This is a genomic window from Pokkaliibacter sp. MBI-7, from assembly GCF_029846635.1.
Taxonomy (GTDB): domain Bacteria; phylum Pseudomonadota; class Gammaproteobacteria; order Pseudomonadales; family Balneatricaceae; genus Pokkaliibacter.
Genome location: NZ_JARVTG010000001.1, coordinates 68,663 through 80,745, shown reverse-complemented (window position 1 = coordinate 80,745; position 12,083 = coordinate 68,663). Strand labels below are relative to the sequence as shown.

Sequence of the window (12,083 nt, the reverse complement as noted above, 5' to 3'; positions counted from 1 at the left end):
ACTGACTCAGGATGGAACCCATGTCCCGCGCTCCTCATACCTCCAGGGCCCGGATGGCCTTTGGCCTTATCCGCTACCTGATCACCGTCAAGCCGCGCCCGTACTTCCAGCAGACGCTGCTCAAGGCTCAGTGGCACGGCCACCTGATCCTTAACCGGAATCGCGGTGAGCGCATCGTCCTCACCCAGCCCGATGGCCAGCAGATCATCCTGCTGGTCTACGATGTCAAAGACACTGAATCGCAGCAGCAGGTATGGATAGGTGTCGAGGCACCGCGCCATATCGCCATCCGGCGCCCCGAGTGCTACGCCCACCGCAACAGGCAATACCTGAGTCGCCTGGCCCGCACCTTCTGCCTCGACTCAACCATCGACTGACTGCCTCAGCCTCCCAGGACCGCTCCCAGTCATTTCCACACAAAAACTGCCTCAGCCCTTCCACTATCACGAACTGCCACAGCCAGGCTGGCCTGCCACTGATTCAGCCAGCCTTGTACAACGGATCAGCACCAAACACTTCTTCGGGCGCCTCTGGCCACTCGGCCCGGATGACATCAAACTCTCCCTCCGACCAGCAGCGCAGAAACGCCAGTCCGTCATCCCCTGACCCCAGCTGCAACGCATACTCAATCGCGGCCACCGCAGCCACCACCGGCGCTTCCGCTGTCTCCCTCATCGAGGTCATGCACTATTCTCCTTCACCCTGTCACAGACGGTATTCCGCCATCCTGCCAAAGCCCATGCGCTGCCACAGCAAACAACCCTCACCGCCCCGAAGAGGGTTTACACGCGCCGTGGCCATCATCACCCCTGCGACCAAAGGGGAAGAGGGTGGCGGGAACTGCACTGCAACAATGTGATACTCAGCAGTTACATACGTTACGCATTCACCACCGGACGGACCCATGTCACCGAACACCGCACACCCTGCCAGCCCACTGCAACAGGACGCACAGGACTACACCACCTACCAGGACTGCCTGGAGGCACTGAAGCAGACAACACTCACACGGGGAATTTACTGGGCCAGCGGATGGTTGCTAGTGGCCCTGGTGATACTGGCCAGAGGGATACTCTTCGATACAGACGGCGTTAACCTCACTAGCTTCTGGAATGAAGGCAGTATCGCCTTAGTGCTGCACGGGGTGGCCATAGCCCAACTGATCAGAACCTACCTGCGTATTACCGAACTGGAGCTGCTGCCCAAAGAACAACTGTGCCAGCAGTGTTGAGCCTCACCACCGGGGCCACTCACCCGGTCTGACAGATCAATCCCTGTGGAATCAACAGATCAAACACCTGCTGCTCAAGGCCGCACTGTAGCCCCAGATTGACCATGGCCACGGCTGATAAACAGATATAGGTCTCCTCCATCTCACGGCCACTGCACAGCGCCCATTGATAATGCACAGCCAACTGTCCCATCAGACCGGCATTAAAGGTGTCCTGATCCTGGTTCAGTATCCCCAGCAGCGCCCAGGCCATGTTCACCAGCCCCTGATAACAGCCGGACAGGGCAGGATCCTCCGGCAGTTGCCCCATGCCAAGCTGCAGTACCTGCCGGGCTATGTCCGCATAGCCCGCCAAACAGGCAGCCATGGCCTGCAGAATACTGTCAGCCATACCATCCAGCACCAGTACCTGGCGCGTGAGGCGAAGGGGGCAGGTCGGGTACTGCTGCAGGATCTCCTCCTGCAGATCACGATCACCCGCAGCCAGCGCGCATACCACCAGACGAAGGACATCACAGGCCGTCGTCCCCTGTATGAGCACCGGGTCATCATCCGGCCTTTCCTGAGCCATGCGCAGCGGCTGTAAACCATACTGACAGGCCCGTTGCCAGTAACAGCGAGCCATCTCCCAGTCCCCCATCAACGCAAAGCCGGTCCCCAGCGTTTCTGCATCCAGCGACGTGGCCACATACAACACCTCCGGCACCCCAGGTTCCAGTGCTGCACGGTGCCGGATCAGCCGTTGCTGAGCCTGACGCAGCCATTGTGTTAGCTGACTGAGAGTAGGGGAGAGACGCAGAATCCCCGCCCCCTCCGGTGACGCTGCAGACGACATTGACCCGGCACCGTCCAGCGACAGCGCCGAACGCATCCAGGCAGACAGAGAAGGAGAGGGATCACCAGCCTGAACAGCGGCAGAAGGAAAGACGAAAGCAGAAGACAAAGACACCATGACCCTCCTTGGACATCGTGAAGAAAGCACTGACTAAACTGGACTACACCAGTCATCGAAACGATTGCTAATTAAGTAAACAAGAACGTCCACCAGTTCCGGTTCATTACAGGGTCATGTCGTTTTGATGACGTTCTGCGGTTGGCTCAACTGAGGTGAGCGCCGGTTATTCAGGCTGATCCTTAGGGGAAGAGGTCATCAGTAACTCTACAAAGCGGTGTAAGGTTTCTTTGTCGAGAAGCGGGGTAAAAATGTGGACACTGGCCATTCCCTGAGTTGAAGGAGATCGAAGTCGTGTCCGAACTGGAACAAGCCCAACAGAATCCTGCCACCCTGGCAGATCAGCCCCTGGCGCCGCCACAGCCTCCCAGCCAGTGTTGCGATGAACCCCTGCTGTTTGCCATGCGCGATAACTACCACGCCTTCTCCATGCCCCTGACTACCATCATGGGGTGTGTGGCTATCGCAGAAGCCCGTGGCATACTGCCACCGCTGCCAGAGTCCTGGTGGGTAGAGGTAGGGAATGCGTACAACTGGCCGATACAACAGTGGCAGCAAGCAGGGGCTGCTACTCTTCAGCCAGCGTCAGAGTAAAACCTAAGGAATTAAACGGTGAGCGATGTCGATCAAATGCTGACGTCGCTTGCTCTCATTGCCTTCCTTGCGCATGAGGCGTTCAAGGAAGTCATGGTCAAAGACCTGACGTTCTTTGTATACGATATGGCCTTCATCAAAGCTCATTCCCTCAGACACCACCATATCCACATACTCTCCCCCCTCGCCATCAGTTTGATGATGAATGAAGCACACGTTTAGTGTCACATATTGTCCAGGCTTATTCTCCAGACGATTGTTCGCATCAAATTGAACCGCAGTGATTTTTTTCAAAATGCTTTGCTGCATTTTTTCATTGGTGATCCGGCGCTTATACATCCCCTGTGAGTTTGAAAAATACGCCAGCATCCAGGGAATATTGATGAGCGATGACCCCACATAGGTGTGAGCACTTTGTTCCAGATAGCGGGTTAGCATGGCTTCGGCCATGTTGTCGCTGATCGAAATACCTGTTGTTTTCTCAAGCACGTACACAACCCGATCAAAATGTTCGCGGAGAATCGTAAGGATTTTGTTGCTGAGAGCTCCGCCAGAAGGCCGTCTCTGTTCTCTGTCATACGTTTTTCGGGCTGCCAGCGGACAGCAATCGTACTCGAACTGACTGTAGCGAGCTAAACCTGGGATCCCATTTCTGAAGTGTTTGCCGTACGGTGCTTTATCGTTGGTATGAGTAGGGATCAGTCCTATCAGCTGAATGGGATTGTCACACGCTGGACAGACGGCGAAATGTGACCCCCCAGAGTAGTAGGGAGTTTGTTTAAGGGTGACCTCTTCAAAAGTCTCTTTATCAATTGGATAGTGCAGAGTGTCGTTGGGTCGTAGCTTGAAAATCTTCAATCGTTACCTCTCATTTTCTATGAATGATGTGTTGGTATATAGCAGTCTGCCAGACAAGAGGCGTCTGGCAATCTAGGGGGGAGTATATGTTTCCACTGTGCGTATATCGAGTGAGCGCCAGGCAGGTCTGGCCTCACTGGCCACGCTCACGCCCTGACCACCAATAACAAAGGGTGACGTGCTCACACACCGTCACCCTTTGCTGTCCCCTCCACGTTATCCTGCCCCTCACGATGCTCTGTCAGCCTACCGACTGCCGCAGTCAGGCTGGGTGTAAACTGCTCCAGCCAGCCCTGCTACGGAGTGACTGACACTCCTGCCGATACAGCTGCGCACCTTCAGTACGGGTGGGGGTACCATGCCGGCTTCTTCGGCGAATAGATCCCGTCTGGATTCAGATGCTGGCAGAGCTCGCTGCTAATGCCGGCAGAACTGTTGACTCCCAATCCCCGCGCCTTGTCCAGCTTCTGAGCGATCATCAGGGCCGCCTCCAGCTCAGAGACACCGTGCTCATCCATCAACCCCTTACGGGCTTTCTTTTCCTCCTTCTCCGTCATCCCCAACGCCAGATACAAACTGGGCGGGACTGAGCGGAACAGCATCTGCAGATTCTTGCTGAGCACCACCCCTTCGGTGTACTTGTGCTTTTCCTTCTGGGCGGACAACACCAGGTGTTTTTGATCGGCACTCAGTGTCTTGAAGCGCGCCACCTGCTCTACTTCGGCAGGCTCCATCACCAGCAGGATCCACCACTCACAAAGCCCCAGTAGCTTCTTGGCAAAGTCCGGGAAGTCGTCCATGTTCTGGGTGGCCAGCCACAACCAGGCCCCCAGCTTTCGCCACATCTTGCCGATCTTGGCCACATAGGGAGCCAGTAGCGAGTTGACCGTCACAATGTGCGCCTCATCGATAGGCACCACGATCTGCCGCCCTGAGAACTGGTCACGCTCGGCAATGTTGTTGATGTGGTTAAACAGTGAGATCAGTGCGAGGGATAACTGCCCCTCGTAACCCTCACGCGATAACGTGGCCAGATCCACCACAGTAACGTCCACTTCTGGCCAGGGGGTACCTTCTTTGGCGAACATCTCTTCCTCAAACGAGCCCGGTGCACACATGAGATCGAGCGCATCCGCCATGCCCTCGATACGTAAGCGGCGGGTCTCAGACTGATCCGGATCACGGGCCATGGCACGCATGGCGCGCTGCAGGTCCGGTGCGGTCATCTGCCGTTTCCCGGCGTACGCCTCTTCCGCTGCCTGCTGAATGGCCCGACGCACCGCCGAGCGGTCCTGCCGCTTGTACTCTTTGATTTCAGCCTCTTCACCGCCGGTAATCATCAGCCGGGCAGCCACTTCCATTTCACCCAGCACATCCCGCTGCGCATCGCCTTCATCATCATCACTGTCGTCAGCCTCATCATCGCTGATGTCATCCGGGTCATAGCTTCGTCCTGACTCGAACAACAAATGGCTGTCGGCAAAGGGGTTCAGACGTACCCCCGAACCCGGTTTGAGCGACACCTTATTGACGCTGAGCCCCAGTGACTGACAGTAGTCCGCAAACAACCCAAAGCTGTTACCGGCCTCAATCAAAAAGACACGGGGACGATGGATGGCCAGCACTTGCGTCAGCATGGCCACCAGGGTGGCGGACTTACCGGCCCCTGTCGGCCCCAGCAACAGCATGTGCGCATTTTTTGCCCGGTCAGCGGTGGAGAGCATGTCAAAGGTAAGAGGGCCACCGCCCCGGTTGAACGCCGTAAAACCGGGATTGCCGGTACCGACGGCGCGGCCAAAGATGGGCACAATCGAGGCCAGATGATCAAAGTACGCCAGATTGACATACCAGTGCTTGCGGTCCTCATGTGGCTTGTAGTTCATAGGCAGCCAGCGCAGATAGCTATTGAGCGGTGCTACCTCATGGCGCGGATCCACCATTTCGATACCTGCTGTCTGCGTGACGGCAATAATCTGGTTGGTACGCTCATTTAACTGGGCCATATCCTGACCACGGACATAGAAGGCCAATGAAAAACGGCACATTTTGTCACCGGCCAGCAGCTTACGCTGTGCCACATCACACTCTTTACGTGCCGCTGTTGCATCATTGGAATGGCCGGACGAGCTGTCCCGGATTTTATCGATATGGGCTTCGATTGAGTCCTGTGGCGTGATCACCATCGTCATGGTCATGATGGTGGACTCCGGGAGGGAGTCGAATAGCGAATTGACCATGCGGCCACGTCGCAACTCCGCCGTCAGGATGCCGGGGCGAGGTACCTGCTTGAATCGATTCATCATGATCACGCGATGGGGCATACGATCAAACAGCCAGACACCGCGATTCACATCCGATGCCGGGTGGGAATACATCAGGCACTCGGAGAAATCGTCCAGCAGCGGACTTCGCCCCTCAGGGGGCTCCTCATCGACATAGTGTGCAAGCCGGCCGAGCGCTTCCGTATCACCCTGCGTCAGCGTGGGGCAGGGGTTAAACCAGGGCAGTAGCCACTGAAACACACTGCGGCCATCACAGCGCTGGACATCGATCCCGATGGACTCCAGGTTTGCCACCAGACGGGCACAGGTGTCATTGATGTCCTGCACCGCCGTCTCAAACTCATCCTCAGTCGAGTGGCCTTTGAGGGAAAAGTTCGCCTCAAAACGTCGGTACAACACCAGGCGAGTGCGGCGGATCTGGCCACGCCAGGGGTTGCGCGTCACTGCCGTGTCCTCAAACAGCCCGCCGGGCTTACTGATCCCCCGCAAATGGCCTTCCATCTGCTTCAGATAGGCCTGAGTAAACTCGGTATCCGCGATCATGGGATCGATATAGGCATCGAGATGTTCCAGGTACGAGCTAAAGCTGGTTTCATCCTGGCAGTAAAGCTGCACTACCCAAGGCTCCGTGTCATATTCATCGAAGGATGACTGCAGTACCTGTTGCACCTGAAAACGGACGTTTTCGATAAATGCATCGTCACGCCCTTCGGTAATCACGGGCTTAAGCTCAAACACCACGCCTACCGAGCTCCCGTCCTCCAGCTCAAACACCTGATGCTTATGGTTGTAATCCACCCAGGGCAGCAGGTCGACAAAGGAGCTGAATTCCTGCCCCTTATTCATAAACGCCTGCTCGTCTGCGATGGTCATGTTTGAGCGCGAAATACGCTCATGCGTGGACCCGTCTGCCAGGGACACAACGTGTTTACCATCGCCCTGCAGAGCAAAGGCGCTCCGCAACTTCTCCATGACTCCCATCATTGCTTCCTCGCTATCAGTAGTCGCCCAGGCGTTCGCCGGGCATCGCGTACTGGATCCGCGAATAGAACGGGATCACCGTGGAGTAACCCGGAATCGGTGCCGGCTCATTACCGGCCAGGTGCGGAAACACATACACCACCAGATCCGGGTTGGGCAGGCGCGGGAACTGGCTGACGATCTCATTGGCCGCCGTGCGGGTGTAATCCCCGTTCACCTCAGCCACCCGATTGCCCCATGCCTGCCTGGCCACCATCACCTCGGCGGTGGGCTTGCCTGCCGTGGCCAACGCCTGCTGATCATAGATACCGTCACCCAGCGGGCGACGAAGTGACGCGCGGGCATCCATCAACTGACGTTGGTTCGTACTGGTACCGCCCATCCCGCTCAGCCCTGCGGTATCAATCCCCTGACCATGGTAGATATCCAGCATGGTTGCCCCATTAGTGGGAAACATCTTGTCTTTGGAGGTCGAGCAGCCTGTCATACCTGCAACAGCAACCATCCCCAGCACCGCAATCCATTTACTTGCCATCATCCCATTCCCCCTCAATCCAACGCCCCAGAACGGCCACCCGCCCCCGACAGATAACTGACCTTGCGGCCATTCAGCTCATAATCGATCTTGAGCTCCCGGGTGATATGCAGCGCCACCGGCTGACCCGGTGGCACGTAGATAGCATCAAAGGTCTGGCCGTAACGCTGAGCGACCCACTCGCTGACTTTCTCCAGGCCGCCGGCGATGCCGCTATTCAGCGCATATTTACCCGCATCGCCTGTGACAGCAGTGACCACGGCATCCGTCCCGGTGACCGACGTGGTCTCTGACTGGGCAGAAGCGGAGGCCGCTGCGGTGGCCATCCCTAAACCGAACTGAGTCGACAGGTACTCCATGGCATTGGATTTTTTCTCACCGGAGATACAGGGAATCCCATAGGGATCGGATAACCATCCCAGGCTTTGTGTCGCTCCCTGCGCTCCGGCACCTGATGCCGATGATCCGTTGCCCTGACTTTGCCCGCCTTCTTCGCTCTGGCCGTTGATAGTGCGAATGGTGCCGTCGGTGAAAACGAAGGTGATGGAAGTGACAGAACCCCGCACACAGCTCAGTACCCAGTCGCCTGTGGCCACACCTGATACCACGGCCTGCGCCACATCCGGCAGCTCGATGCCGTTAGCCATCAGGTTGTCTGAACCGATGACAACCTTGAATGGGTAGGGGTCCTGCACAGAACCATTGATCGGGATACGTCCCAACAGCGCGGTCATAGAGACCGAACCCATCAGGGTGGCGTTCTCTGCGACGGTGTACACTGGCACAGCGTCTTCCTCTGCTGAACTTCCCAGCACCTGAGCCGCCGCACCGTTTGTGGCGCTGTTGAGTGAACTCAGTCCTTTGTCAGCCAGCGAACCCACCTCACCGAATGACGAGGGGAAACTGAACTGACTTCCCGTACTGGACACCATGCCGTTGGCATCGGTCTTACGCATGTCCTGCGGCTCCACCCACATATAGGTTTCCCCGCCGAAGGTCACGGTACCCCCCAGCCCCCCTAAACCCGCATCCGCAGGCAGGGGCACAGAGCCCGCTCCCCCCATGGATGAGCCTGAGACGGCGCCGTCGCTGCCCACTGCGTTCAGCTGGCTGGTGACGGTATTCATGCGGTTCTCGAACTGGGACAGCTGCTCACCGACCTGTCCCATCAGCTCGTTCTTGGCCGATGCCAGCTGACTGGAGACAGCGGTACTGGCTGCACCTTCCACATCCCCGGCCTTCTGCCGTAAGGTGTCGTTTTCCTCCAGCAACTGCTGCATCAGCTGGTTGGATTTCGACTGCGAATCGCGCATTTGATCAATCTTTGCGACCAGTGCGGACACCGTGTCCTGAGCACCGTCCATGCCCAACCGCTTTTTCTCCTCCGACGTCAACTCCCGCACAGAGGTACCCTGGGCTGCCTGCGCCGGCGTGTCGCTACTGCTGTCGTCGCGGCCAGAGTAGGCAATCGCGACGGCACCGATGACCGCAGCAGGAATGATGACCTTCAATAGTCCATTGCTTCTGATCGTCGCCATCATTTCGCTCCTTTAGCTGGGCGGTAGGGCAGGGGCAGCAGGGCGGACTCCAGACCTTTGCCCTGCGTCACCAGATACGCCGTCGTGGTATCCTCGGCGCTACCTGCCGGCCCCAGCGTCGGATGCTGAAAGGCGGCACTATACAGATCCCCATTCAGCAGACGGGGGTCGAGCAGGACCGCACGAGGAGCCCGATTGATCAGGCGTACTGCCGTGACGGTGTAGTCAGCCAGTTTCCAGGCCGCGACGGCACGGGCATCGACATCGAGCGAGGGCAGCAGCGATCCCAGCGGGCCTTTGGCGCGCACGGGTACCGCGCTCACACCAGGCAGTGCCTCGACGGTACGTAACGGGGCGTACATGTTCTGCGCGGCATAGCGCGTGAGAGAAATAGGGGCAGGAGTGCGAGAGGTGGCATCCGTGCGGCCAATGCGACCGGCGACGGCATCATCGGCCGTCGGGCGCGGTGCGGCGGGAGCCGCTGCGCTGTTCGCTGACGAACCTGACGCACGAGCAGACACGGCGCCCGCACCTGCACTGCCCGGCATCCCATCACTGGCATAGTTGGGCGACAGACCTGCCGTGATACCAAAGCTGCTCAGGTCATCCCCTTCCCCGTACAGCACCTTCATCGGCTCATAGGCCGAGCTGTTGGCTGTGACGGTGGCCGCATCCTGCGCGGTCACGTCCAGCAGAATAATCTCGCCTGTTTCCACTACCTGAAGCGGAATACGGGTTTCGGGAAAGGGTGCAGCGGCTTTGAGGTACAGCGCCCCACCGGCATTCTGTACCCGCAGGGTATCGGCCAGGGCCACCGGCAGGGCCAGCTTCACATTACGATCCACATAGACAATCCGTTCCTGGCCGACAGCCAGTGCGGTTTTGATCGGCACCCGATTCCAGTGCACCAGCTCCACGGCAGAAGCCAGGGGAGACAGCACCATCCCCACGACCAGGCTTACACCCATGCGTGTCATCATCTTCATTTCACCTCCTCCATCACACTGCCATCCAGTCGCTCTGGCAGGGAGTCATAGCAATCCAGGGCCAGTCCAAATGGGTTCGTTTCAGGATTCATATCCCAGCGCACCACCTTCAACGGATGCAGCATGGCCAGCTTCTTGACCGACTCACCATGAACGCTTTCGGTCAGCATTAACTCCAGATCCACCACCCAGTGGTCGCGATCCTGGATATGTACCCGGTCATCCGAAACCCCGCGCCCTGGAATCTCTGCGACAGAACGCACCCGGTCGGTCAGCTCCTGGCTCACCTTACGGCGTTCATAGTCGCTATCCAGCCAGGCCTTGCAGGACGGGGTGAGATACGCACGCAGCGTCTCAATCCGCTCGTGATAGTCACTCTCACCATCACGCGGCCAGTAGTTCAGTTGCTGGAAAATATAAAAGGCAAATGAGTAAACCGTGCTGGGTGGCACCTCCCACCAGGCGCGGGTACTGCCACTGCGCAGGTCAGGCGGGTTGTGTACAGTCAAATGACGGGGAGCGGTATACCACCCCCACGACGTGAACCCTGCAATCGCGGCTAACAGCGCAATCACCAGTCGCAGACTGGTGATGTGCGAGTCTCGTGATGACAGCGCAGTGCGATGTCGGCTCATAAAAACTCCAGAGTGAAATAGGAATACAGCGTGGGAAGAAGGTAGCTAGCAGTGGCGCGTTATCTGAGAGGTATCCAGGGCCATCAGTCGAACATGCCCTGGCGTTTCCGTCTCAATCGGCGCCGTACCCCCTCACGGCGGAGCCACCAGGTTGCATCCTGATCGATCAGTGATGCCTTACGAAAAAACAGGCGGCTGACACTGCCGTGATGCAGCCGCCACTCCAACATGCGGTAAAACCAGGCACCGGGCTTATTGCGTTTGGCGGCAGCCAGTCGGTCGCTGCCAAAACGCAGGGCCAGATAGCCACACACCGCCATACTGGTGGGGATGGCCGGCAATTGCCCTGGCAGTAGCAGAACGACGATGAACACTCCCAGCACGAGGCCCACTACCACACCACTGCCGATGACCAGTAACAGCTCGTTGTTGGTTAGCCCACGGATCACCGTGGGCTCCCGATTCAGCCGCTCAGGCAGGTAGCGTGCATCCTCGTTTTTAGTCACGACTCAGCCTCACGCGAGAATGGCGGCGGCTTTGTTGGCCAGGTAAAGCACCAGAATCACCAGTGCGACCCCCATGCCTGCGACCAGACCCAGCTCACTGAGTTCAGCCTTCTGCATACGCCAGGCCTTGTAGGTTGCTATCGTATTGGAGCTACGGCGGTAGCGCAGTACCACCGACGCCTCATTCCAGCGCACCCAGGCAAGTACACCAAAGCCGCACGCCACCCCGTAGCCTACCGACGGCGTGAGAGCCAGCGACCAGGGCGCGGTGGCAGACACAAAGGCCGCAGATACGGCCACTGCCACGGTATTAAGCTCCACCGCCGGGCGCAGCAACGACTCAATAACATGCTTGTCGGTCACGCCTCTGCTCCCTCGTCAGCCAACAATGCCTGTGCTGCCGTCAGTAACAGACACACCCGCTCGGCACTGAACCCCAGCAGCCGTATCAGCGCTGCACAGAGCCCATCATCTATCCGCAGTTGCCGTTCCCGAACCAGCTGCACGATGGCGATCATACGAGCATCCCGTCCCGCACACTCACGGGGAATGGCAGAGCGGTGCAGCTGTGCCTGCCGGTCGGACACCAGCATCCAGGTGAGGGGCTGCATCACATCCAGGTAGTGCGCGGTATATCGTTCACACAGGGCAAACAACCCTGAGCGATCACACATCACCGCCTGCAGATCCGTATTGCTCATTGATTCGCCCAGTACCCCCCGTGCCCGGCGCACCAGCGGAATCAACGCCCTGGACGCATCTTCCACCACCTGTGCGGCCACCCCGGATGCGCAGCGCGACAGATCCGGGTGCATGCTCAGCCGGGCCCAGGCCTGGCTGAACGCCAGCCCCTCTTCGGCCATGCCGGCAGGATCCGCATGCAGTGACGTGGGGCGGGGAGGGCGATCCTCATCCAGCGCCTGCCGCAGGGCCAGCTCAGCCAGACGGCTCTTGCCTACACGAGTCGTTAACATCTTGCGTCCTC

14 protein-coding genes are annotated in these 12,083 nt (G+C 58.3%); 3 read left to right on the top strand and 11 right to left on the bottom strand.

From position 1 onward, the window contains the following. The first annotated feature begins 20 nt into the window (after nt 1–20). Nucleotides 21–377, top strand: coding sequence for a carbon storage regulator (locus QCD60_RS00505; protein ID WP_279781331.1), 357 nt, complete (start codon nt 21–23; stop codon nt 375–377). Between the two features lie 103 nt (nt 378–480). Here QCD60_RS00505 and QCD60_RS00500 read toward each other — a convergent pair whose 3' ends face one another. Then, on the bottom strand, nt 481–684 hold the full coding sequence (locus QCD60_RS00500) for a hypothetical protein (RefSeq protein ID WP_279781329.1): 204 nt from the start codon (nt 682–684) through the stop codon (nt 481–483). 220 nt (nt 685–904) lie between these two features. Between QCD60_RS00500 and QCD60_RS00495 the strand changes: the two genes are divergently transcribed. Further along, nucleotides 905–1,231: a hypothetical protein gene (locus QCD60_RS00495; RefSeq protein ID WP_279781327.1), complete on the top strand. Its 327-nt coding sequence runs from the start codon at nt 905–907 to the stop codon at nt 1,229–1,231. Nucleotides 1,232–1,250: 19 nt separating this feature from the next. Here QCD60_RS00495 and QCD60_RS00490 read toward each other — a convergent pair whose 3' ends face one another. Beyond that, nucleotides 1,251–2,183: a hypothetical protein gene (locus QCD60_RS00490; protein WP_279781326.1), complete on the bottom strand. Its 933-nt coding sequence runs from the start codon at nt 2,181–2,183 to the stop codon at nt 1,251–1,253. Nucleotides 2,184–2,477: 294 nt separating this feature from the next. Between QCD60_RS00490 and QCD60_RS00485 the strand changes: the two genes are divergently transcribed. Next, nucleotides 2,478–2,777, top strand: a complete 300-nt coding sequence (locus tag QCD60_RS00485; protein ID WP_279781324.1) for a hypothetical protein — start codon at nt 2,478–2,480, stop codon at nt 2,775–2,777. Between the two features lie 3 nt (nt 2,778–2,780). Here the strand turns inward: QCD60_RS00485 and QCD60_RS00480 are convergent, their stop codons facing one another. From QCD60_RS00480 to QCD60_RS00440, 9 genes are all read right to left on the bottom strand, one after another. Next, nucleotides 2,781–3,635 carry a hypothetical protein gene (locus tag QCD60_RS00480; protein WP_279781322.1) on the bottom strand — a complete coding sequence of 285 codons (855 nt, stop codon included), beginning with the start codon at nt 3,633–3,635 and terminating at the stop codon, nt 2,781–2,783. 338 nt (nt 3,636–3,973) lie between these two features. Next, nucleotides 3,974–6,889 (bottom strand): conjugative transfer ATPase, encoded by a 2,916-nt coding sequence (locus tag QCD60_RS00475; RefSeq protein WP_279781320.1) that lies wholly within the window; start codon nt 6,887–6,889, stop codon nt 3,974–3,976. 25 nt (nt 6,890–6,914) lie between these two features. After that, nucleotides 6,915–7,436: a TIGR03751 family conjugal transfer lipoprotein gene (locus QCD60_RS00470; protein WP_279781318.1), complete on the bottom strand. Its 522-nt coding sequence runs from the start codon at nt 7,434–7,436 to the stop codon at nt 6,915–6,917. Nucleotides 7,437–7,447: 11 nt separating this feature from the next. After that, on the bottom strand, nt 7,448–8,974 hold the full coding sequence (locus tag QCD60_RS00465) for a TIGR03752 family integrating conjugative element protein (RefSeq protein WP_279781316.1): 1,527 nt from the start codon (nt 8,972–8,974) through the stop codon (nt 7,448–7,450). Further along, complete coding sequence (locus QCD60_RS00460; RefSeq protein ID WP_279781314.1) at nt 8,971–9,957, bottom strand: TIGR03749 family integrating conjugative element protein; 987 nt, start codon at nt 9,955–9,957, stop codon at nt 8,971–8,973. Before QCD60_RS00460 ends, QCD60_RS00465 begins: the two co-directional genes overlap by 4 nt. Continuing rightward, nucleotides 9,954–10,592, bottom strand: a complete 639-nt coding sequence (locus QCD60_RS00455; RefSeq protein ID WP_279781312.1) for a PFL_4703 family integrating conjugative element protein — start codon at nt 10,590–10,592, stop codon at nt 9,954–9,956. The genes QCD60_RS00460 and QCD60_RS00455 overlap by 4 nt, the downstream gene beginning before the upstream one ends. Nucleotides 10,593–10,675: 83 nt before the next feature. Then, a complete protein-coding gene (locus QCD60_RS00450; protein ID WP_279781310.1) occupies nt 10,676–11,098 on the bottom strand; it encodes a TIGR03750 family conjugal transfer protein in 423 nt (140 codons plus the stop codon). Nucleotides 11,099–11,107: 9 nt separating this feature from the next. Then, entirely contained in the window at nt 11,108–11,461 is a 354-nt protein-coding gene (locus QCD60_RS00445; RefSeq protein ID WP_279781308.1) for a DUF2976 domain-containing protein, read from the bottom strand. Then, nucleotides 11,458–12,072 (bottom strand): hypothetical protein, encoded by a 615-nt coding sequence (locus QCD60_RS00440; RefSeq protein ID WP_279781306.1) that lies wholly within the window; start codon nt 12,070–12,072, stop codon nt 11,458–11,460. Before QCD60_RS00440 ends, QCD60_RS00445 begins: the two co-directional genes overlap by 4 nt. Nucleotides 12,073–12,083 lie beyond the last annotated feature (11 nt).

Excerpts from the sequence above, each read along its gene's own strand:
- QCD60_RS00505 (WP_279781331.1), top strand. The coding sequence starts at position 21 with ATGTCCCGCGCTCCTCATACCTCCAGGGCCCGGATGGCCTTTGGCCTT.
- QCD60_RS00500 (WP_279781329.1), bottom strand. The coding sequence starts at position 684 with ATGACCTCGATGAGGGAGACAGCGGAAGCGCCGGTGGTGGCTGCGGTG.
- QCD60_RS00495 (WP_279781327.1), top strand. The coding sequence starts at position 905 with ATGTCACCGAACACCGCACACCCTGCCAGCCCACTGCAACAGGACGCA.
- QCD60_RS00490 (WP_279781326.1), bottom strand. The coding sequence starts at position 2,183 with ATGGTGTCTTTGTCTTCTGCTTTCGTCTTTCCTTCTGCCGCTGTTCAG.
- QCD60_RS00475 (WP_279781320.1), bottom strand. The coding sequence starts at position 6,889 with ATGGAGAAGTTGCGGAGCGCCTTTGCTCTGCAGGGCGATGGTAAACAC.
- QCD60_RS00470 (WP_279781318.1), bottom strand. The coding sequence starts at position 7,436 with ATGATGGCAAGTAAATGGATTGCGGTGCTGGGGATGGTTGCTGTTGCA.
- QCD60_RS00465 (WP_279781316.1), bottom strand. The coding sequence starts at position 8,974 with ATGATGGCGACGATCAGAAGCAATGGACTATTGAAGGTCATCATTCCT.
- QCD60_RS00460 (WP_279781314.1), bottom strand. The coding sequence starts at position 9,957 with ATGAAGATGATGACACGCATGGGTGTAAGCCTGGTCGTGGGGATGGTG.
- QCD60_RS00455 (WP_279781312.1), bottom strand. The coding sequence starts at position 10,592 with ATGAGCCGACATCGCACTGCGCTGTCATCACGAGACTCGCACATCACC.
- QCD60_RS00440 (WP_279781306.1), bottom strand. The coding sequence starts at position 12,072 with ATGTTAACGACTCGTGTAGGCAAGAGCCGTCTGGCTGAGCTGGCCCTG.